Source organism: Nocardia sp. NPDC059691 (genome assembly GCF_042733915.1).
GTDB lineage: Bacteria > Actinomycetota > Actinomycetes > Mycobacteriales > Mycobacteriaceae > Nocardia > Nocardia sichangensis.
Genome location: NZ_JBHWFB010000009.1, coordinates 83,102 through 103,831, shown reverse-complemented (window position 1 = coordinate 103,831; position 20,730 = coordinate 83,102). Strand labels below are relative to the sequence as shown.

Annotated in this window: 21 protein-coding genes and 1 pseudogene; 12 read left to right on the top strand and 10 right to left on the bottom strand. The window is 68.6% G+C overall.

The features are described from left to right. The first annotated feature begins 24 nt into the window (after positions 1–24). Complete coding sequence (locus tag ACFV2O_RS20770; protein ID WP_379253207.1) at positions 25–774, top strand: hypothetical protein; 750 nt, start codon at positions 25–27, stop codon at positions 772–774. Positions 775–799: 25 nt separating this feature from the next. Here ACFV2O_RS20770 and ACFV2O_RS20765 read toward each other — a convergent pair whose 3' ends face one another. The 4 genes from ACFV2O_RS20765 to ACFV2O_RS20750 form a co-directional block, all read right to left on the bottom strand. Further along, positions 800–1,234: an arsenate reductase ArsC gene (locus ACFV2O_RS20765; protein ID WP_379253205.1), complete on the bottom strand. Its 435-nt coding sequence runs from the start codon at positions 1,232–1,234 to the stop codon at positions 800–802. A 9-nt stretch (positions 1,235–1,243) separates the two neighbouring features. Beyond that, positions 1,244–1,972: an aquaporin gene (locus ACFV2O_RS20760; protein WP_379253204.1), complete on the bottom strand. Its 729-nt coding sequence runs from the start codon at positions 1,970–1,972 to the stop codon at positions 1,244–1,246. After that, positions 1,969–2,343 carry an ArsR/SmtB family transcription factor gene (locus ACFV2O_RS20755; protein ID WP_379253203.1) on the bottom strand — a complete coding sequence of 125 codons (375 nt, stop codon included), beginning with the start codon at positions 2,341–2,343 and terminating at the stop codon, positions 1,969–1,971. The genes ACFV2O_RS20760 and ACFV2O_RS20755 overlap by 4 nt, the downstream gene beginning before the upstream one ends. A 63-nt stretch (positions 2,344–2,406) precedes the next feature. Further along, the gene (locus tag ACFV2O_RS20750) at positions 2,407–2,937 is read right to left on the bottom strand and encodes an ArsI/CadI family heavy metal resistance metalloenzyme (RefSeq protein WP_379253202.1); all 531 of its coding nucleotides are present in this window, start codon (positions 2,935–2,937) and stop codon (positions 2,407–2,409) included. Positions 2,938–3,035: 98 nt separating this feature from the next. Here ACFV2O_RS20750 and ACFV2O_RS20745 point away from each other — a divergent pair, with 98 nt between their 5' ends. After that, a complete protein-coding gene (locus ACFV2O_RS20745; RefSeq protein ID WP_039800120.1) occupies positions 3,036–3,395 on the top strand; it encodes an Rv2640c family ArsR-like transcriptional regulator in 360 nt (119 codons plus the stop codon). Positions 3,396–3,480: 85 nt separating this feature from the next. Here the strand turns inward: ACFV2O_RS20745 and ACFV2O_RS20740 are convergent, their stop codons facing one another. After that, positions 3,481–4,155 (bottom strand): hypothetical protein, encoded by a 675-nt coding sequence (locus ACFV2O_RS20740; protein WP_379253201.1) that lies wholly within the window; start codon positions 4,153–4,155, stop codon positions 3,481–3,483. 412 nt (positions 4,156–4,567) lie between these two features. Between ACFV2O_RS20740 and ACFV2O_RS20735 the strand changes: the two genes are divergently transcribed. Together ACFV2O_RS20735 and ACFV2O_RS20730 are read left to right on the top strand one after the other, a co-directional pair. Then, the gene (locus ACFV2O_RS20735) at positions 4,568–4,780 is read left to right on the top strand and encodes a hypothetical protein (RefSeq protein ID WP_379253199.1); all 213 of its coding nucleotides are present in this window, start codon (positions 4,568–4,570) and stop codon (positions 4,778–4,780) included. Positions 4,781–4,988: 208 nt separating this feature from the next. Next, a pseudogene (locus tag ACFV2O_RS20730) lies at positions 4,989–5,444 on the top strand (SRPBCC family protein); the annotation flags it as partial. Positions 5,445–5,670: 226 nt separating this feature from the next. Here ACFV2O_RS20730 and ACFV2O_RS20725 read toward each other — a convergent pair. The 3 genes from ACFV2O_RS20725 to galK all read right to left on the bottom strand — a co-directional run bounded on the left by ACFV2O_RS20725 (position 5,671) and on the right by galK (position 9,003). Continuing rightward, the gene (locus ACFV2O_RS20725) at positions 5,671–5,922 is read right to left on the bottom strand and encodes a hypothetical protein (protein WP_364431513.1); all 252 of its coding nucleotides are present in this window, start codon (positions 5,920–5,922) and stop codon (positions 5,671–5,673) included. A 12-nt stretch (positions 5,923–5,934) separates the two neighbouring features. Further along, positions 5,935–7,653: a sodium:solute symporter family protein gene (locus tag ACFV2O_RS20720; RefSeq protein ID WP_355077926.1), complete on the bottom strand. Its 1,719-nt coding sequence runs from the start codon at positions 7,651–7,653 to the stop codon at positions 5,935–5,937. 228 nt (positions 7,654–7,881) lie between these two features. Continuing rightward, on the bottom strand, positions 7,882–9,003 hold the full coding sequence (gene galK / locus ACFV2O_RS20715) for a galactokinase (protein ID WP_379253198.1): 1,122 nt from the start codon (positions 9,001–9,003) through the stop codon (positions 7,882–7,884). A 163-nt stretch (positions 9,004–9,166) separates the two neighbouring features. On the opposite strand from galK, the gene ACFV2O_RS20710 reads away from it, so the two are divergent. From ACFV2O_RS20710 to ACFV2O_RS20700, 3 genes are read left to right on the top strand one after another with little or no spacing between them, the layout of a single operon-like run. Further along, the gene (locus tag ACFV2O_RS20710) at positions 9,167–9,736 is read left to right on the top strand and encodes a pyruvoyl-dependent arginine decarboxylase (RefSeq protein WP_379253197.1); all 570 of its coding nucleotides are present in this window, start codon (positions 9,167–9,169) and stop codon (positions 9,734–9,736) included. After that, complete coding sequence (locus ACFV2O_RS20705; RefSeq protein WP_379253196.1) at positions 9,733–10,299, top strand: hypothetical protein; 567 nt, start codon at positions 9,733–9,735, stop codon at positions 10,297–10,299. The genes ACFV2O_RS20710 and ACFV2O_RS20705 overlap by 4 nt, the downstream gene beginning before the upstream one ends. Then, positions 10,299–11,831 carry a diguanylate cyclase domain-containing protein gene (locus tag ACFV2O_RS20700; protein WP_379253195.1) on the top strand — a complete coding sequence of 511 codons (1,533 nt, stop codon included), beginning with the start codon at positions 10,299–10,301 and terminating at the stop codon, positions 11,829–11,831. The genes ACFV2O_RS20705 and ACFV2O_RS20700 overlap by 1 nt, the downstream gene beginning before the upstream one ends. A gap of 1 nt (position 11,832) precedes the next feature. Here the strand turns inward: ACFV2O_RS20700 and ACFV2O_RS20695 are convergent, their stop codons facing one another. Both ACFV2O_RS20695 and ACFV2O_RS20690 read right to left on the bottom strand, forming a co-directional pair. Then, on the bottom strand, positions 11,833–12,582 hold the full coding sequence (locus ACFV2O_RS20695; protein ID WP_379253194.1) for a DUF6319 family protein: 750 nt from the start codon (positions 12,580–12,582) through the stop codon (positions 11,833–11,835). A gap of 283 nt (positions 12,583–12,865) precedes the next feature. Then, a complete protein-coding gene (locus tag ACFV2O_RS20690; protein ID WP_379253192.1) occupies positions 12,866–13,486 on the bottom strand; it encodes a TetR/AcrR family transcriptional regulator in 621 nt (206 codons plus the stop codon). 212 nt (positions 13,487–13,698) lie between these two features. Here ACFV2O_RS20690 and ACFV2O_RS20685 point away from each other — a divergent pair, with 212 nt between their 5' ends. From ACFV2O_RS20685 to ACFV2O_RS20665, 5 genes are read left to right on the top strand one after another with little or no spacing between them, the layout of a single operon-like run. Continuing rightward, a complete protein-coding gene (locus tag ACFV2O_RS20685; RefSeq protein WP_364431499.1) occupies positions 13,699–15,066 on the top strand; it encodes an NAD(P)-binding domain-containing protein in 1,368 nt (455 codons plus the stop codon). Between the two features lie 7 nt (positions 15,067–15,073). Further along, a complete protein-coding gene (locus ACFV2O_RS20680) occupies positions 15,074–16,231 on the top strand; it encodes a serine hydrolase domain-containing protein (RefSeq protein ID WP_379253190.1) in 1,158 nt (385 codons plus the stop codon). Continuing rightward, positions 16,231–17,277 carry an NAD(P)-dependent alcohol dehydrogenase gene (locus tag ACFV2O_RS20675; protein WP_379253379.1) on the top strand — a complete coding sequence of 349 codons (1,047 nt, stop codon included), beginning with the start codon at positions 16,231–16,233 and terminating at the stop codon, positions 17,275–17,277. Before ACFV2O_RS20680 ends, ACFV2O_RS20675 begins: the two co-directional genes overlap by 1 nt. 38 nt (positions 17,278–17,315) lie before the next feature. Beyond that, entirely contained in the window at positions 17,316–18,965 is a 1,650-nt protein-coding gene (locus ACFV2O_RS20670; RefSeq protein ID WP_379253188.1) for a class I adenylate-forming enzyme family protein, read from the top strand. A 4-nt stretch (positions 18,966–18,969) separates the two neighbouring features. Then, positions 18,970–20,721 carry an amidohydrolase family protein gene (locus ACFV2O_RS20665; protein ID WP_379253187.1) on the top strand — a complete coding sequence of 584 codons (1,752 nt, stop codon included), beginning with the start codon at positions 18,970–18,972 and terminating at the stop codon, positions 20,719–20,721. The last annotated feature ends 9 nt before the right edge of the window (positions 20,722–20,730 follow it).

Genomic DNA, 20,730 nt, shown 5'->3' with positions numbered 1-20,730 from the left:
TGCCTTCGAAACCAAGGATTCCCCATGCAGATCACGAAACTAGCCCTGGCCGCCGCGTTCACCACCGCTGCCGTGAGCATCGCCGCTGGCACGAGTTCCGCCGCCCCCGAGGTCGCTGCGGTGGACAGCGCTTCCGTCGAAGCCACATCCACGGAGGCCGCCGAGGCCGTCGGTTTCACCGCCCACGCCACCGAGACCGCCAGCATCATCAGCGTCGATTCCGGCTCGCTTGTGGTCGAGGACCAGATGCTGAAGGTGAAGGCCGCCGACGGCACCGTCGTCGCGGGCACGCCGTTGACCTTCCTGGTCGACGAGTTCGAATTCCCCATCGCCGCAGAGATCTCCGGCCGCACCGCGACGCTGACCCCGCAGTTCGACATGGCGCACGCGGTCTACAAGCCGGTCGCCCTGCCGTTCGAGGACAAGGCGCCGTGGAAGACGGAGTACGACCGTGAGCAGGCGGCCTGGTCCCGGATGACCAGCACCATCTCCATGGGCGCCACCATCGGCACCCTGGTCGGCGGCATCGGCGGCGCGGCGGTGGGCTGCGTGCTCGGCGGCATCGCCGGAGCGACCGTCGCCGCCGCCACCATCGTCGGCATGTTCGGCCCGTTCATCCCGGCCGCCGCCGTCGGCTGCCTCGGCGGCATCGTCGCCGTCGGCGCGCTCGGCACGGTCGCGGGCCAGATCCTGGTGACGGCCCCCGTCGCCATCGGCGCGGCGATCATGTACTTCTCCACGATCAACGCACCCATGCCCGCTCCGCTGAAGTGATCTCCGGCCCGGCATCGAGCGCGAGTCACTCGGTGCCGGGCCCCGCTTCATCCGTTATCCGAAGACCGATTTCGGCGAGCAGGTCGCGGACGTGTCGTTCTATCTCGGTGCGGATCGCGCGCACGGTGGCGCGGTCTTGTCCGGCGGGGTCGTCGAGCTTCCAATCGAGATAGCGTTTTCCGGGGTAGTAGGGGCATGCGTCGCCGCAGCCCATGGTGATGACGACGTCGGATGCTTCGACAGCTTCGGGCGTCAGGATCTTCGGCTTCCGGTCGGTGATGTCTATGCCGATCTCGTTCATGACTTCGGCGACGACAGGGTTGATCTCGTCGGCGGGGGCCGAGCCCGCGGAGCGGACCTCGATTTCGTCTCGAGCGAGGTGGGCGAGCAGGGCGGCGGCCATTTGGGAGCGTCCGGCGTTGTGGACGCAGACGAACAGCACGCTCGGTGTGGCTGACATCGCGGCCTCTCAGTGCGTGTCGATGGTGTCGCGAGGGATGACGGCGTTGTCGGCAGCGGCGGCGGTGGCCGGGTAGAGGATGGCGACGAGGGCAAGGCCGGTCAGTGCGCCGAGGAGTTGGGCGGCGAGGTAGCCGGGCACGGAGGCGGGGGCGATTCCGGCGAAGGTGTCGGAGAAGACGCGGCCGATGGTGACGGCTGGGTTGGCGAACGAGGTGGAACTGGTGAACCAGTACGCCGCTCCGATGTAGGCGCCGACCGCTGCCGCAGACAGGGCCGCTCGCCCGCTGCGGGCCAGGCCGAAGACGACGGCGATCAGTCCGGCCGTGGCGACGACTTCCGCGATCACATGACCGGTGGTGATGCGATGGTGGGTGGAGATCTGCATCGCGGATCGATCGAACATGACGTTGGCGAGAATCGCTCCGACGACGGCTCCGGTCGTTTGGGCGAGGATGTAGCCAGGGAGGTCTCGGCCGGAAAGGCCGGTGCCTTGGCTTCGCCCGAGTAGCCAGTCCACCACGGAGACAACGGGATTGAAGTGTGCGCCCGACACCGGCCCGAAGACCAGGATCAGCACCGCGAGTCCGAGAACGGTGGCGGTGGAGTTCTCCAGTAGCTGCACGCCGACGTCATCGGGCGACAGTTGCTCGGCTGAGATGCCGGAGCCGACGACGACCGCGACGAGTAGAGCGGTGCCGAGGAATTCGGCCAGTAGCCGCCGCGTCAGGTCGGTCATCGCGCCGCTTCCGGAACGGTGATGTCGAGCAGGCGGGACAACTGCCGAAGCGCGGCGGGTTCGATGCGGTAGTACACCCACGACCCACGCCGCTCGCTGCTGAGCAGTCCGGCTTCGCGCAACACCTTCAGGTGATGGGAAATGGTCGGCTGGCTGACGTCGAAGCCTTCCGACAGGTCGCACACGCACGCCTCCCGCCCTGCATGGCCGGCGACCACCGACAGCAGCCGCAAACGGACCGGGTCCGACAGCGCTTTGAAGACGCTGGCCAGCTCGATGGCGGCGTCGGCGGTCAGCGGTTGGCGGATCATCGGCGTGACCTCACACGATGGCGCGGCCACGCCGACGAGCGGTAACTCCTGTTTCGACACGGATCGATATTGATATATATCGAATCCACAGGCAAGCGAACACCTGGTGAACGCCGCCCGGGGTCAGTGGCAGCAGGTGACGCCCGAGTCGATTGCCTCCTTCTTGGCGGCCGAGCCGCAGCACGCACCTTCGGCGGCGGCTTCCTCGGCCGTGCCGCAGCAGGCCTGAACCGCCTCGGCGTCGGAAGGCATGGCCGCACCGGCGAGTTCGGGTGCCGTACCGAAGGTTTCGCTGTCGGCCAGCACGGTGTAGACCTCCCAGCGTTCGGCGTCCGGCGCGGTGACCCAGACTTTGTCCTGCGTGGCGAAGCAACAGGTGGTGGCGATCTGCTCTTCGGTGAACAACCCGGCTTCCGACAGGCGGGCGATCTCGGCGTGCACCTGGTCGGAGGTTTCGACCTCGACGCCGAGGTGGTTGACGCTGCCGCCGTGGCCGGGGTTCTCGATCAGCACGAGTTTCAGCGGTGGTTCGGTGACGGCGAAGTTGGCATAGCCGGGCTTGCGCTTGGCGGGCTCGGTGCCGAACAGGGTCGAGTAGAACCGCACGGCTTGGTCGATGTCGTCGACGTTGAGGGCGAGTTGGATGCGGGACATGACTACCTCCACTTGTGTTACATATATCGAAGAACCGGTTCGATGCCGAGTCTGCCACCTTTTCGACATATGTCAACAAAGTGGGTAGAGTCGATCGCATGCCCAAGACGCTGCCCGTGATCGACATGTCCGCCCCGGTCTGCTGCACGCCGGTCGCGGCCGGGCCGATCGACGACGACGCCGCGCTCGCGGTGGCGCTGCGGTTGAAAGCGATCGCCGACCCGGCGCGAGTGAAGCTGCTGTCACTGCTGTTGACCAGCACTTCCGACGAGGAGAACGGCGGCGATCTCGCCGCGGCGGTCGGATTGTCGGAGTCGACGGTGAGCCATCACCTCGGCCAGCTCCGTAAAGCCGGGCTGGTGGAATCCGAACGGCGCGGCATGAACACCTTCCACCGCGCCCGCCGGGACGCCCTAGCGGCACTGTGCTTCGTCCTCGACCCCAACTGCTGCCGCTGACCCTGTTCTGAACAACAAGATCAACGGCACATGGTGGAGCGGCTTACTCGCGAAATGCCGCAGTCATGCGCCGTTGATCTTGAACTTACTTGGGAAGCGCGGTGACGCATTCGTACATGTGGCCGTCGAAGGAGCCGAGCGGGGCCACGCTCCAGAGCATTCCGGTCTCTTCCATGCTGGGGGTGTAGATTTCGCTGCCCGCGCTGTTGAAGTAGCCGAAGGACGTTCCGGGGAACTTCTTGCCGGAGGAATTCAGGTATTCCGTCATCGAGTCGACGAAGGCGGAGAAGCGCGCGGAGTCGCTGGATTCCTCTTCCGCTACCGCGGCGGCGTTCTGCGACCAGTCGTCATATTGCTCCATCAGCGAACCGGAGGGCGCGGGTGTGCCGGACGGGAAGGCGATGGCCTCGTAGATTCGGGAGCGGTCGCGGAACCCCGACAACGTCCAATAGATCGACGACGCGTCGCCACGATCGACGCCCGCGTTGTCCGACATGTGGCACACGCCGTACGCATGGACGTCAAGTTTCAAGCCGAGGCGGCTCAGCCAGCCGGGGAGCGCGTCTTCGAATTGGCTCAGACACGCCTCGTCGTCGCTGCCGTCCTCTTCCGCCTCGGTGGCAGCCATCAGGCAGGCGAGCTGGTACGCGCCGTAGGCGTCGTCCCGGCCGCCGTTGGAGCCCTGAATGCGCTTCTTCAGTGCCTCGGGATCGCGCCTCTCACTGCGGGTGGGCATGTCGAAGATCTCGACCTTCTTCATTGGAACCCTCCTTCACTCGATCATCCGGCATCTGTTCGTCCTCAACCCTGACCACACGCGGGCCTGCCGTCCTCGCACATTCCGGGTGGTTCTCACGCTCGGGATGTGTGGCACGTCGGTTCCGGAGACGCCCGGGGCGGGCTGGTTGGGCCGGTGGCGGGAACGGCGGAGCATGGCGAGACCGCCATGCTTCCCGACGCCAGGCGGCAATACCGCTGAAACGATCGCGCGAGCCCTCGATTGTGTTGTGCCAGAAGGATTGTCTGAACCAGGGGGCATCTCGATGACGTCGAAGTCCGTACTCGCTGGAACAGTCGTCCTGTGCGTGCTGGCTGCCTGCGGTAACGACAGCCGATCCGATTCGAGCCCCGAGGATCAGAGCAACCCAGGAACCTCCGACACAAAGCTGGCAGTGCCCGAACTGTACGACGCGAACAAGGGCTGGCGGATAGAAGTACGCGAGGAACCGGCCATCTTGCCCCACTCGAAGGCCGTCGCGGTCTGGCGCGGCGAGCCGGCTGGACGAAGGCGCTTTCGCCGTGCTGGACGCGACCACCGGGAAGGCGCGCTGGAGCCGACAGCGGTACGCGCGCTGGACGCGTTGGCCGCCGACGTCCTCGTCTGAATTGATTCGGGAAGAAAACATGGCCTGATCGGGCCGGAGACCTGGTCCGACGGCGCTGGGCGGCACGTGTGACGAGGGTTCCGCTCTGTTTGCCCCCCAACGACCCGGGTAAGCGACCAATGTCCCGAGTCGCCCCACAAGGGAGCGCTTGTCAACCGAGAGACGCCGACCCGCGAAAGACGCGGGTGGGCGAGGAAAGGGGTAGCAAGTGAGCACAATGGCCGCCACGGTGGACGTCGAGGTTCCGGTTCGCACCGCCTACAACCAGTGGACGCAGTTCGAGTCGTTTCCGCAGTTCATGGAGGGTGTCGAAGCGGTACAGCAGATCGATGACCGGCATATGCACTGGCGTGTCCATGTCGGCCCGTCGACGCGGGAGTTCGACGCGACCATCACCGAGCAGCATCCCGACGAACGCATCGCCTGGAAGTCCGACAGCGGACCCAAGCACGCGGGCGTCGTCACGTTCCATCGGCTCGACGACACCCACACCAGGGTGACCACGCAGATGGACGTCGACCCGGAAGGGTTCGTGGAGAACGTCGCCGACAAGCTCGGTGTGCTGAAGCACCGGGTGAACAGTGACCTGGAGCGCTTCAAGCACTTCATCGAGCATCAGGGCAGCGAGACCGGCGCGTGGCGCGGCGACATCCCGCGTCCGGACGCCGGCGGCACCGCGACCGAACGCGGCACGGCTCCCCGGCCCGGCGTCGGCGGAACCGGCATGCCGGGCGCAGGCGGAACCGGGACCCCGGGAACGGGCGGAACCGGCAGCCCGGGTGTCGGTGGGACCGGCACACCCGGCACGTGGCCCGGCGGAACCGGTAGCCCGGGCGTCTGACCAGTGCGATGACGACGCCCCCTGGGTCTCCCAGGGGGCGTCGTTCGCGTCAGGCTGAGTCGCGCTCCTCATCGGTGTCCGCCGGATGCGCTTCCGGTGGCACCTGGACCGGGCGCAGCAGCGCCCAGGCCACGAAGGCCACCGCCACCACGCCCATGCCGAGCCCGGCCCACAGGTTCACGTTCACCCCGCCGGTCTTGGCCTGCTCGGCGGCGGTGTCGTGCACCAGTCCGGTGACCACGAGAACGATCGCGTAGCAGCCGAGCAACCCGCCGACGATGGTACGGATATCGAAAAACATTGCGGCGATTCCTTATCCGACGAAGATGTTGAGCGCGATCACGAGCACGAGCGCGATGCCTGCCAGCAGGACCGGGCGCTGGTACCAGGGCAGCGTGTCGGCCTCCGGGTCGGTGCGCACTTCCTTCGGCGTCTCCGAGTACACCAGCCCGATCAGTTCCGCCGCCGGTTTCGGCTGGGTCACCTGGGTGACCAGGACACTGACGAGGATGTCGACCACGAACGCGACACCGGCGGCGACGAAGCTCGCCCCTTGGCCGGACAGCTCGAAGACCTTCGTCTCGTGCAGGATGAAAACGACTATGGCGGAGGCTGTTCCGCAGACCAGGCCGGTCCAGCCCGCGGTCGGCGTCATCCGTTTCCAGAACATGCCGAGGATGAACGTGGCGAACAGCGGCGCGTTGAAGAAGCTGAACAAGGTTTGCAGGTAGTCCATCATGTTGCTGAATCCGGAGGCGATGAACGCGGTGAAGATCGCGGCCACGGTCGCGCCGATCGTCGCCAGCCTGCCCACGCCGAGGTAGTAGCCGTCCGCCCGGTCGCGCCGCACGTACTGCTGCCACAGGTCGTAGCTGAACACCGTGTTGAACGCGGAGACGTTGGCCGCCATGCCCGCCATGAACGCCGCTAGCAGGCCGGCCAGCCCCACACCCAGCAGGCCGTTGGGCAGCACGTCCTTCATCAGGTACAGCAGCGCCTGGTTGTAGGTGGTGTCGCTCTCGAAGTCGGGATTCGCGGTCACCGCCGCCTTGTACTCCGCCATCTGCGGCACCAGCACCGCGCTGATCATGCCGGGGATCACCACGATCAGCGGGATGAACATCTTCGGATACGCGCCGATGATCGGCGTGCGCCGCGCCGCGGAGATGGAGTGCGTCGCCATCGCGCGCTGTACCTCGACGAAGTTCGTGGTCCAGTACCCGAACGACAGCACGAATCCGAGGCCGAACACGATGCCGAGGATCGACAGGAAATCGTTGGAGAATCCGCTGAGCGCGTTACCGGGCCACGATTCCAGCTGCGCCGCGCCGCCCGGCGACGCGGTCACTTTGTCGCGCAGCCCGTCCCATCCCCCGACCCGGTGCAACCCGACCAGGGTGAGCGGCAGCAACGCGGCCACGATGACGAAGAACTGGAGCACTTCGTTGTAGATCGCCGCGGACAGACCCCCGAGGGTGATGTAGGACAGCACGATCACCGCGGCCACGATCACCGAGACCCACAGCGGCCAGCCCAGCAGCACGTTCACGATCGAGCCGAGCAGGTACAGGTTGACCCCGGCGATGAGGATCTGCGCGACGGCGAAACTCAGCGCGTTCACCAGATGGGCTCCGGTGCCGAAGCGGCGGCGCATGAATTCCGGCACGCTGCGGACCTTGGAGCCGTAGTAGAACGGCATCATCACCACGCCGAGGAACAGCATGGCGGGCACCGCCCCGATCCAGAAGTAGTGGAAGGTCGGGAAGCCGTACTCCGCGCCGTTGGCGGACATGCCCATGATCTCCACCGCGCCGAGGTTGGCGGAGATGAACGCCAGGCCGGTCACCCAGGCAGGCAGCGAGCGCCCGGACAAGAAGAAGTCGATGCTGGATGACACCCGTTGCCTGGCCAGAAGGCCGATGCCGAGCACGAACACGAAATACAGGGCGACCAGCGCGTAGTCGACGGGCTGCGCGTCCAGGCGGAGGGTCTCGGCGGCTTCGAGGTGCGGTGGCGAAGCGGCCGAGTGCAGGCCGGGCACGGCGGCGAGAACGGACGAATCGACGAGCGGCACAGCGTTCCTCCTGGCGGTGAAACCGGGGCGGCGAGCGAGGTCGTTCGTCGTGCGAGAGCCGCGTCGTGCTGGTCCTGCCCGGCGCGCGCGACCTCCTCGTCGCCCGCCGAATGGTGTCGGCAGACACCACTGTGCGCGATCATGCCCAACGGCGTGGCACATTCGCGCACAAATCCGGTCGGTCGCTCAGTCGACCCGGTGGGCTCCAGAAGCGGGGACCACCACGAAAGTGCGCGGATCGGGCAGATCCGCGTCGGCGAAACGCTGCCGCACCGACTCCGCCACCGCCGCGGTGCGGTCCCGGTCGACGAGCGCGATGACGCTGCCGCCGAATCCGCCGCCGACCATCCGCGCGCCGTGCGACCCGGCCGCCAGCGCGGCGCCGACCGCCGCGTCGAGGGTCGGAGTGGACACCTCGAAGTCGTCCCGCAGCGAGACGTGTCCGGCGGTGAGCACCGGGCCGATTCCACGCGGGTCGAGCCCTTCCCGCAATTTTTCGGCAACTGCGACCACTCTGGCGTTCTCCGTCACCACATGCCGGGCGCGCCGACGCAGCACGTCGTCGGCGATCCGGGTGGTGTCCGTCGCCGACGCCACGTCGCGCAAGGTCTCGACGCCGAGCGCCTCGGCCGCCGCAGCGCATTCCGCGCGGCGCTCGGCGTAGCGGCCGTCGGCCAGTTCGTGCGGCTGGCCGGTGTCGACGACAAAAAGTTCCAGCCCGAAAGCGCCGAGATCGAAAGGGATCTGCTCGACGCCGCGCGGCGCGGCGGTGTCGGCGGCGAATGCCCGCACGTCCAGCAGCAGCGCGTGCCCGGCGGTGCACAACATCGCGGCCGATTGGTCGAGCAAGCCGGTCGGCGCGCCGACGTAGTCGTTCTCGGCGGCGCGGGCCATGTCGATCAGCGTGCGATCGGTCAGGCCCGGCGCGAACAGATCACGCAGCGCGATGGCCACCGCGCAGGACAGCGCCGCCGAGGACGACAGGCCCGCACCGATCGGCACCGCGCCGTCGAGGTCGAGATCCACGCCGGTGATACGGTGTCCGCGCCGGGTGAACTCGGCGACCACGCCGAGCGGATAGCGCGACCAACCAGGCACCCGCGCCCGCACGCCTTCGATGTCGGACACCGCGACGAGCACCGGCTCGCCGGGACGCTGCCGCGAGCCGACCCGCACCAGCCCGTCCGTGCGCGGCGCCGCCGTACACCGCGCCACCAGCGGCAACGCGATCGGCAGGACGTAGCCGTCGTTGTAGTCGGTGTGCTCACCGATGATGTTGACCCGCCCCGGCGCCACCCATGTCCGCACACTCGCTCCTCGCTGTCCCGGTCGGTGCCAGGGTACGAGACACGCCGCCCGGACATCGTTTTCGACCCGGTTGGCTGCGGGATCGGCGTTCGTGCCGCAGAGTCGAATTCGACGCAAGTCCGGCCTGCGAAATCTGGTGGCCGCGGCGGATCGGGAGGGCACCATGATTCACGACACCTCACGCGGCGACCTACGCGCGCGGCCTCGCCCGGATCGGCTGCGGCCGCCGCTGGAGCGGACGTTCCCGGCTTCGCTGACGATCGAGATCGGCGCGGCGACCGGCGTGGGACCGACCGCCATGTCGGCGTTCGACGCGGCGCTGCGCGATCTCGGGGTGGGTGAGGCGAACCTGATCCGGTTGTCGTCGGTCATCCCGCCGCGCGCCACCGTCGAACGGATCGGCCGGGTACGCAAGCCGATACCGTGGGGTGACCGGCTGTACTGCGTCTACGCGGTGCGGCACGCCTGCGAACGCGGCGCGACCGCCGCGGCGGGCATCGGCTGGGCGCTGCGCGACGACGGCTCCGGCGCGGGATTGTTCGTCGAGCACGAGGCCGACACCTGCGACGAAGTCGCCGCCCTGATCCGCGCCAGCCTGGCGGACATGACCCGCCACCGCGGCGGCGGCTTCGGCCCCGTCCAGTTGTGCACCGTGGACGCCACCTCCGACGGTGACCCGGCGTGCGCGCTGGTCCTCGCCGCGTATCACACCATTCCGTGGGGTCCGCGATGAGCGAGATCACCGTGACCGTCGAGGCGGCGATTCCGGAGGAACGGATCGCGATGTTCCATCGCCTGTACGAGGAGGCGTTCGGCCCGTTGCGCGCGAAGGCCATCGCACGGCAGGTGCTGCACCCGGAGGAGTTCCGGGAGGAGATGGTGGATCCCCGCGTGCAGAAGTACGTGGCGCACGCCGACGGCGAGCCGATCGGCGTCACCACGCTGACCAGGCATCTGGAGACCGTGCCGTGGATCAGCCCGGACTATTTCGCGGCCCGCTATCCCGAACACGCGGCGCGCGACGCGATCTACTACGCGGGTTTCACCCTTGTTGCGCCAAGTGCCCGCCAAGGGGCGGCGTTCCATGCCATGATCAAATCAGTTGTCCAGATATTGGTTGCCGAGCGCGCCGCGGTCGGTTGGGACATCTGCTCGTACAACAACACTCGGTTCTCGTTCGCCGACAGCATCAGGGCGGTGCTCGACGAACAGGCGAACGTCGAAGTCGCGGTGGAGGATTCACAGACCTATTACGCGGCCCGGTTCACCGGGGATGGAGCGACCAAGGGGGGCTGATGACACCAAGTGAACAGCCACAGACCAGCCGTCCGCGCGGCATCGGATCGGGCTGGTACGCGGTACTTCTGGGGGGAAGCGCGGCCGCGATCGCGGTCCATCTGGCGCTGGACTCGCACGTGGCGGCGTTCGTGACGATGACGATCATCGTCGGCGCGACCCTCGCCATGATCGCGGTCGGCGTGCGCACGCACCGGCCCGCGCACCCGTTGCCGTGGTATCTGCTGTCCGGCTCGGCGATGCTGTTCGCCACCGGCACCACGCTGCGCGACATCGGCGACCACACGGTCCATCCGCTCGACGACGCGTTCACTCTGCTGGGTTATCTCGGCGTCGGGCTCGCGGCGCTGATCTGGTTGTGGCCGCGCCAAGTGCACGGCGACTACGACCTGCTCCTGGACTCGGCCCTGATCGGGCTCGGCGCGCTGCTCGCCTCCTGGACCTTCCTCATCTCCCCGATCCTGCAATCCACCGCGACCGGGCTGGACGCGCTGTTGGCGGCGACCTACCCGGTACTCGACGCGCTGCTGCTGACCTTGGTGGCGCACTCCATGGCGACCTCCACGCGCGCGGAGACCTCGCTGTGGTTGCTGCACGCCGGACTCGTCGCGGTGCTGCTCGGCGACTTGGGCTACAGCCTGGAGACCGCGGGCGCGACCGTGTTCGGGCGTGAAGTGCTGCTGGCTCCCCTGCTCGCCGCCTACGCCACCGTGGGCGCCGCGGCGCTGCACCCGACCATGACCGCGCTCGGCACGCCACGGCGCATCCACCCACACCACTCCAGGCAGCGCGCCAGCCTCATCGCGATCGCGCTGATCGTGGCCTCACTGGTGCCGGTGGTCGGGTCGAGCCTGCGCCCGCTCGATCGCGTGGTGGTGTCGTCGCTGTTCGGGTTACTGCTGATCGGCATGCTGGTGCGCAGCGAGCGCGCCATCGTGCGCAGCGCCCGCAGCGAGCGGCGCGCGCAGTACCAGGCCGACCACGACATACTCACCGGATTACTGAATCGAGCCGCACTGCTGCGCGCGCTGCGGCAGCGCGGCGAACAGTGGGCCGAGCAACCGATCTCGCTGCTGTTCATCGACCTCGACGGCTTCAAGCGGGTCAACGACAGCTACGGGCACGCCGTCGGCGACGAACTCATCTCGACGGCGGCCGGCCGGATCAGGCGAGTCGCGCGCCACGAGGACGTGGTGACCCGCTACGGCGGCGACGAATTCGTCGTACTCGCCCGGCTCGCCCGGCCGGAGGCCGCCGTGCTGGCCGAACGGCTGCTCGGCGCGTTCGTCCGGCCGTTCGGGCTGAGCGCCGGGGAGATACCGATCACCGCGAGCGTCGGCGTGGCGTGCGCCGGTCCGCGCAGCTCGGACACCGACGTGCACGGCCTGCTCCGGGACGCGGACGCGGCCATGTACCACGCGAAGCAGTACTCGCTCGGTTACGCGTTCCACGACGACGTGCGGCACACGCCTCCCGGCACCGAGCGACGGATCTGGCGCACGGCTGCCCGATCCGCCAGTCCCGCGGTGTGACTCAGTCGCTCAGCTCGTTCAGCAGGCGCTTGGCCTCCTCGAGCTCGGCCTGTAACTGCTGCACCTTGGCCTCCTGCACCCCGCGCAACGCGTCCAGGACGCCCGCGACCACCTCGGCGACCTCCGGATGCAGGATCTTCGCCGCCTGCGCCACCGTGGAACCGGCCACCGGAAGACCGCGCAGGGTGCGCTTCTTCCCGCTGACCACGTCGATGGACCACTCGCCGTCGGCGGTGCCGGTGAGCGTCACGGTGACCTCGGGCGCCTTGGCCTTGCGGGCGGCGGCCGCTTTGGCCGGTTTGGGCGCCGCGGCCTGCTTGGCCGCGCTGTCGGCTCGACTCGCTTCCGCGGCCGCCGCGGGCTTCGGGGTGGCCGCGGGCGCGGGTGCGCTCGGCCGCGCGGGCTCGGTCGTGGTGCTCGTCGTGGTCGACGACTGCGTCACAGGGGATTCCTTCCGTGTTGTCGACTTCTGCTGGGCGGTGGCGCCCGCCGCCCCTCGCGGCGGCTTGGTCAAGGTCACCTCGGTGGGAGAGAAGGACAGTACATCCTTCGATCCGGTCGGCCGGACCTGGAGGAAGTCACCGTCGGCAGGGTCGCCGAGCGCGATCACCTTGCCAGAGCGCCCCTCCGGCACGCCGACCGCGGCGGAGGTGAACCACACCATGGGCGGGCTGCCACCGGCTATCTCCGCGGCGATCTGTTGAATCTCGCTGTCCGACAAGGGCTGCGGCTTGGTTCGTGGGGACGACATGGGTAACTCCGAGCGATTTCGTGGTTGGCTGCGTGCACAGATGATGCCGCACGACGCCGACAGATTCGCGAGCCACCGTCGAATAGGGGCGGCGGACGGCACCGTTCACGCATCCAGCGAACAGTGGGCAACACATGCCGTCACCCTGCGGACAGCCCCACAGACCACAACGCTTCGGCGTCCTTTGCGAGAAAACCAGTGCTGGAGGCCTTCTCGCACCTCAACCGGCCCGACGTCACCGACTGGCCTGCCCAGGTAGGTCGACTGCGCCGAACAAGCCCGCTCAACTCGCGTCCGTCGGCGCGCGCAGCGCCGGAAACCAGATGTCGGTGAGTACTTCGACGGCTTGCTCCACCGAGACGTCGATGGTGCCCTGCATCGCCCATCGGGTGAAGAACCGCTCCAGTTGCGCGACGAGCAATTCCACGCGTAACCGCGCCTCGTCGCGCCGGTCGGCGGGCCACGCCGCGAGGTAGGCGGTCATCGCGTTGGGCAATGCGAGGATGCCGTCGCGGGCGATCTCGCGAAACTCCGGTTCCAGCGCGGTCGCCTCGTCCCAGGCGGGCAGCAGGTCTTTGTACTCCTGGAACCACTCGATGGCGCGGGCCATCCAACGGGCGAACTCGGCGCGCGAACCGGTCTCCAGCACCCGATCGAGGTCCTGATAGGAGTGCAGCACGGTAGACAGGGTTCCCTGCTGGGCGATCGCGCGCAGGATCTCCTGCTTCCCCGCGAAGTGCAGGTAGAACGTGGCGCGGCTGCAACCGACGGCGGCGACGATGTCGTCCACCCGCACCGCCGCGTAGCCGCGGGTGGCGAACAGCTCCTTGGCGCCCTCCATCAGCCGGACCCTGGTCTGCTGCTTCTGCTCGTCCCGCAGGTTCGCGCTCGCGTTCGTACGCATGGTGAACAGGTACCCCGTATCCGTGAAAAGAGGGACTGACGTGCGGTTGACGCCGCCCGAGTCTACGCGGCAAAGGGATTGATGGACAGTGCGTCACTCACTAGACACAGTGTCTAGCGAGTGTTACTTTGTTGCCTACGTCACTCCGGCGCGTGAGCCGCACCGGACGGTTCGGCCGTCACCGACGACGGCCTCCAGCACGAGGACAGTGAATGACGTCAACCGCACTCCCCCGCGTCTGCGTGATCGGGGCGGGTCCCTCCGGGATCACCGCCGCCAAACGCCTGAACGATTACGGCATACCGTTCGACTGCTACGAAGCGTCCGACGAAGTCGGGGGCAACTGGTACTTCAAGAACCCCAACGGCATGTCGGCGTGCTACCAGAGCCTGCACATCGACACGTCCAAGTTCCGCCTGGCCTTCGAGGACTATCCCGCGCCCGACGAGTGGCCGGACTTTCCCCACCATTCGCAGCTGTTCCAGTACTTCCGCGACTACGTAGACCATTTCGGCATCCGCGACCGGATCGTGTTCGACACCAGGGTGACCGCCGCCGAGCGCGGGACGGACGGCCGCTGGCTGATCAGCACGAGCGACGGGAGCACCAAGGACTACGACGCGCTCATCGTCTGCAACGGGCACCACTGGGATCCCCGCCTTCCGGACTACCCGGGCGAATTCGACGGCACGCTGCTGCACAGCCACGCCTACAACGACCCGTTCGACCCGGTCGACATGCGCGGCAAGCGCGTCGTGGTGGTCGGCATGGGCAACTCGGGCCTGGACATCGCCTCCGAGCTGTCGCAGCGGTTCATCGCGACGAAGCTCTACGTCTCCGCCCGGCGCGGAGTCTGGGTACTGCCGAAGTACGTCAACGGCAAGGTCGGCGACAAGCGCTCGATGCCACGGTGGATGCCGCCGAAGCTGGGCCTGAAACTCAAGCAGCGTTTCGTCCGCAAATTCCGCGGCAACATGGAGGACTACGGCCTGCCCAAGCCCGACCACCTGCCCTTCGAGGCGCATCCATCGGCGAGCGAGGAGTTCCTGCACCGCGCGGGCTGCGGCGACGTCACGTTCAAGCCCGCGATCACCGCGCTGGAAGGTTCGCGGGTGCGCTTCGCCGACGGCAGCGCCGAGGAGGTGGACGTGATCGTCTGCGCCACCGGTTACCGCATCTCCTTCCCGTTCTTCTCCGATCCGGAACTGCTGCCCGACAGCGACAATCGCTTCCCGCTGTTCAAGCAGATGGTGAAGCCCGGCATCGACAACCTGTTCTTCCTCGGGCTGGCCCAGCCGCTGCCCACGCTCGTGAACTTCGCCGAGCAGCAGAGCAAACTGGTCGCCGCCTATCTGACCGGCCGCTACCACCTGCCGCCCGCGGAGGAGATGCGGGCGGCCATGCGGTCCGCGGAGTCGGCCAGGTCGGGGCGCTACTACGACTCGCCCCGGCACACCATCCAGATCGAATTCGAACCGTACGTGCGGGACATGCGGCGGGAGCTGGCGCGCGGCGCGAAACGCGCCACCGCCGCGGGAAACGCGCTGCCGGTTCCCGGCCGCACGCCCGAACACGTGTGAGGCGGCGATGACCACTACCACGGGCACCGAAATCTCGGGATTCTGCGCCGAACGATTCGCACGGGTCCGCACGGAACTGGAGTCCCGGCTCGCCTCCGGCGACGAGCTGGGCGCATCGATCTGCGTCACCGTCGACGGCGAAACGGTCGTCGACCTCTGGGGCGGCTACCGCGACCGGGAACGCACGCAGCCGTGGACCGAGGACACCTTGGTCAACGTCTTCTCCATCACCAAGACCATGACCGCGCTGTGCGCCCTGCTGCTGGTCGAGCGCGGCGAACTGGACGTGCACGCGAAGGTGGCCAGGTACTGGCCGGAATTCGCGGCGAACGGCAAGGGCGACATCGAGATTCGTCATCTGCTCGCGCACACCTCCGGCGTCTCCGGGTGGCAGCCGCCGATCGAGCTCGCCGATATCTACGACGCGGAAGCCTCCGCCGCCCGTCTCGCGAGCCAGCCGCCGTGGTGGGAGCCCGGCACCGCCTCCGGCTACCACGCGCTGGCCTACGGCCACCTGATCGGCGCGGTGATCCGCCGCGTCACCGGACGCTCGCTGGGCGAGTTCTTCGCCGAGGAGCTCGCCGGGCCGCTGGGCGCGGACTTCCACATCGGCACCGCGCCCGAGCACCACGGGCGGATCGCGACCTTGATCCCGCCCGCCATGCCGGAATTCGACATGGCCGCGCTCGACCAGGAAAGCGTGCTGGTCAAGACGCTCACCAGCCCGCTGCTCGACATCGCCGAGACGGCGAGCGCCGGGTGGCGGCAAGCCGAGATCGGTGCGGTGAACGGCCACGGCAACGCCCGTTCGGTGGCGCGGGTGCAATCGCTGGTGTCCTGCGGCGGCGAACTGGACGGACGGCGGCTGCTGTCGGAGCGGACGATCGAGCTGATCTTCCAGCAGCAGTCCGACGGCGTGGATCTCGCGCTTGCGGTGCCGCTGCGATTCGGCATCGGCTACGGTCTGCCGCAGCGGCAGACCGCCCCGGAGGTTCCCGACGGCCGGGTGTGCTGGTGGGCCGGGTACGGAGGCGCGATGGTGGTCAACGACCTCGAGCACCGCACCACATTCGCCTACGCCATGAACCGGATGGCGCCGGGGCTGATCGGCTCCGACCGCGGCGATGCCTATCTGCGCGCGACGTTCGCGGCGGTGCGCGGATGATGCGGGCACTGCAGCTCACCGAGCCCGGTGTGCTGGAACTGCGCGAGGTACCGATTCCGGAGATCGGTCCCACCGATCTGCTGCTGCGGGTGGGCGCGGCGGGCATCTGCCATTCGGATCTGCACGTGCTGCACATCCCCTTCCGGATGCGCGAGGAACCGTTGACCCTCGGCCACGAGATCGCGGGCACCATCGAAGCCGTCGGCGCCGGGGTCGGCGGCCGCCGGGCGGGCGAGCGCGGCATCGTGTATCTGTGCTGGTCGTGCGGGGTCTGCCGGGAGTGCGTCGGCGGCAACGAGAACGTCTGCCTCGCCGCGGGCCGCACCGCCATGCCGCCGTGCCCCGGACTCGGGCCGGACGGCGGGATGGCCGACTACGTCCGGGTGCCCGCGAGTTCGTTCGTGCCGATCGGCGACCTCGATTTCGCCGAGGCCGCACCGCTGGCCGACGCCGCGCTGTCGAGCTACCACGCCATCCGCGGCGCCCGTGATCGGCTGCGGCCGGGGTCGGTGGCGGTGGTCGTCGGGATCGGCGGCCTGGGCCACCTCGCGGTGCAGATCCTCGCCGCGACCACGGCGGCCAGGGTGCTGGCCGTGGACGTGAGCGCCGACAAGCTCGAACTCGCCGCGCGGTGCGGTGCGGCCGAAGGACTTCTCGCGGGCGACGACACGGCGAAGGAGATCCTCGACCGGACCGCAGGTCGCGGCGCGGACGCGGTGTTCGACTTCGTCGGCGTCGACGCCACCGCGCGGCTCGCGGTGGAATCGGTGGCGCCCGATGGGGCCTACCGCATGGTCGGCCTCGGCGGTGGCGCGCCGGAGATCACGGCGGCGCCCGCCACCGGCATGGGCTGGCCGTGGGGCGCCACGGTCCGGAAATCCTACGGCGGCACCAGGTCCGACTTGATCGACTCCGTGGCGTTGGCCGCGGCGGGCAAGCTGCGCGCCGAAGTGGAGCGCTATCCGCTGGCCGACGGCCGCGCGGCCCTCGACCGGCTGGAGCACGGGCTGATCACCGGCCGCGCCGTGCTGATCCCAGAGCCGTGACGAATCAACCCTTGCGCAGTGACGAGGAAGTATCCGATATGACAAAAGCAATCGACCCGCAGACGTTCGTGGCACAGGCCGCGAGCAGGCTCACCGGACCCGGCGGTCGATTCGAGATGGTGGTCGAGGACGTGCTCGGCGCGCCGCTGCCGGTGGTGCGCCATCGCAAGTCCTCGCTGCGGGAAGTGCTCGTCGCCGCGCCCGCGCACGGCGACCGGGACTATCTGGTCACCGCGGACCGCAGGATGTCGTTCACCGAGCACGCCGCCGCGGTCGCGGCGCTGGCCACGGCCCTGCGCGACCGCTTCGGCGTCGGCAAGGGCGACCGCGTGGGCATTCTCGCCGCGAACACCCCCGAGTGGGTGCTCACCTTCTGGGCGGCCCAAGCGCTCGGCGCGATCGCGGTGGGTTACAACGCGTGGTGGGCCCCGCGCGAGATCGCCTACGGCGTCGAGCACACCAGCCCCACCGTGCTCGTGGTCGACGCGAAGCGCGCGGCGCTGGTGGCGGAACTGGATATCCCGGTCCCGGTGCTCACCATGGAACACGACATACCCGCGCTGCTGGCCGAATACCGCACCGACGACCTGCCCGACACCGAGATCGACGAAGACGATCCCGCGGTGATCCTGTACACCAGCGGCACCAGCGGACGACCCAAAGGGGCGGTGCACTCGCACCGAAACCTGGTGGCGGTCACCGACTATCACGTCTTCAACGACGCGCTGGCCGCCGCGCTCACCGGGGCGGGCGAACTGCCGAGCGGGCGGCGCTTCCTGCTCACCTCGCCGCTGTTCCACATCGCCAGCCTGCACAACCTGGTGGTTCCCCGGCTGGTCACCGGCGACGCGGCGGTGATCCACCAGGGCTCGTTCGACGCCGACCGGGTGCTGCGGCTGATCGAGGCGCAGCGGGTCACCAACTGGGGCGCCATGCCGACCATGGCGACCAGGATGCTCGAACTCGACCTGTCCGACTACGACCTGTCCTCGCTCGCTTCCTTCTCGCTGAACTCCGCGCCGTCCTCGGCCGCGTTGCAGGAGAAGCTGCGCGATCAGCTGCCCGTCGCCCGCAACGCGCTGGTGACCAGCTACGGGCTCACCGAATGCAGCACCGCCGCGACGCTGGCGAGCCCGGCCGAGCTGGCGGCGTTCCCGGACACCGTCGGTCGTCCGGTCGTCGGGGTCGCGCTGGAGATCCGCGACAGCGCGGGCAACGTGGTCCCCGACGGCACCGAAGGCGAGATCTGCGTGCGCAGCCCTTACGTGATGCTGGGCTACTGGCAGAACGAGGCGGCGACCGCCGCGGCGATCACCGCCGACCGCTGGTTGCGCACCGGCGATATCGGGGTGCTGGAGGACGGCAGGCTGCGCTTGTCCGGGCGTCGTTCGGATCTCATCCTGCGCGGCGGGGAGAACGTCTATCCCACGGAGATCGAGCAGTGCCTCGAGGAGCATCCCGCGGTGCGCGAGTGCGCGGTGCTCGGGGTACCCGACGCCGACCTCGGACAGCAGGTCGCCGCCGTGGTCGTGGTCGAAACCGCCACGGCGGCCAGCGAAGAGGAGCTGCGCGCGTTCGCCGCCGAGCGGCTCGCCTACTACAAGGTGCCCGCCCGCTGGCGGCTCACCACCACCGCACTACCGCGCAACGCGACCGGCAAGGTCATACGCGCCGATCTCGAGGTGTAAAGCCATGTACGACATCATCATCGCGAACGGCCAGTGGTTCGACGGCACCGGCGCGCCCTCGGCGATCCGGCACCTCGGCATCCGCGACGGGCGCGTCGCGACCGTCTCGGCCGACCCGATCGAGGACCCCGACTGTCCGAACATCGTGGACGCCACCGGGAAATGGGTGATCCCGGGCATGCTCGACATCCACACCCACTACGACGTGGAGGTGCTCCAGCATCCCGCGCTGACCGAATCGCTGCGCCACGGCATCACCACGGTCCTGCTGGGCTCGTGCTCGCTGTCGACCGTCCACGTCGACGCCTCCGACGCGGGCGACCTGTTCGCGCGGGTCGAGGCGATTCCGCGCAAGCACGTCCTCGCCGCGGTCGGCGAGCACAAGACCTGGCGCTCGGCGCACGAATACGCGGCCGCCCTGGAACAACTGCCGCTGGGCCCGAATGTCGCCGCGTTCATCGGGCATTCGGACATCCGCGCCGCGGAAATGGGTCTGGAGCGCGCGACCCGCAAGGACGTCCGGCCCGATGCCGCCGAACTGGCGGGGATGGCGGCGAAGCTGACCGAGGCGCTGGACGCCGGGTTCGTCGGCATGTCCTCCCAGCAGCTGCTGTTCGACAAACTCGACGGCGCGGTGTGCCGATCGCGCACCCTGCCGTCCACCTACGCGACCACCCGGGAACGGCGCAGGCTCAACGCCATCCTGCGCCGGCGCGGGCGGGCACTACAGGGCGGACCCGACGTGTCCCGCCCGCAGAGCCTGGTGACGATGGCGGCCGGTAGCCTCGGCCTGTTCCGCAAGCCGCTGAAGGTCAGCCTGCTCTCGGCCGCCGACCTCAAGGCCATTCCCGGCATCGCGTACCTTTTCCCGCTGATCGCGCGAGTGCTCAACGCGCTGGGCGGCGATTTCCGCTGGCAACACCTTCCGGTGCCGTTCGAGGTCTACGCCGACGGCATCGACCTGGTGGTGTTCGAAGAGTTCGGTTCCGGCGCCGAAGCGCTGCACCTCGCCGACCAAGTGGACAAGCGCCGGGAACTGTTGCGCGACGCGCAGTACCGGCGCCGCTTCCGCAAGGACTACGACAAGAAATTCGGTCCACGGGTGTGGCACCGGGATTTCTTCGATGCGCGGATCGTGGAATGCCCGGACGCGAGCGTGGTCGGCAAGACCTTCGGCGAGGTGGGCGCGGAGCGCGGCGGCACGCACCCGGTGGACGCGTTCCTCGACCTCGTGGTGGAACACGGCGGGAAGGTCCGCTGGCGTACGACGATCTCCAACCATCGACCCGAGGTGCTCGATCGGCTCGCCGCCGACCCCGGCGTGCAATTGGGCTTCTCCGACGCGGGAGCGCATCTGCGCAACATGGCGTTCTACAACTTCGGGCTCCGCTTCCTGCGCCGGGTGCGCGACGCCGCGAACGCGGGCCGTCCGTTCCTGTCGATGGAACAGGCGGTGCACCGGCTCACGGGCGAACTCGCGGACTGGTACGGCCTGGACGCCGGACATCTGCGGGTGGGCGACCGAGCGGACGTCGTCGTGCTCGATCCGGCTCGCCTGGACGATTCGCTGGACGCCTACCACGAATCCCCCATCGCGCCCTTCGACAACCTGTCGCGCATGGTGAACCGCAACGACGAGGCGGTCACCGCGGTCTTGGTCGGCGGCGTGCCGGTGTTCGGCGGCGGCGCGCCCGCCGCGAAGCTCGGCGCCCGGCGGACCGGCCGTTTCCTGCGCGCGGCGACCGCCACCGGATAGTCCAACCGC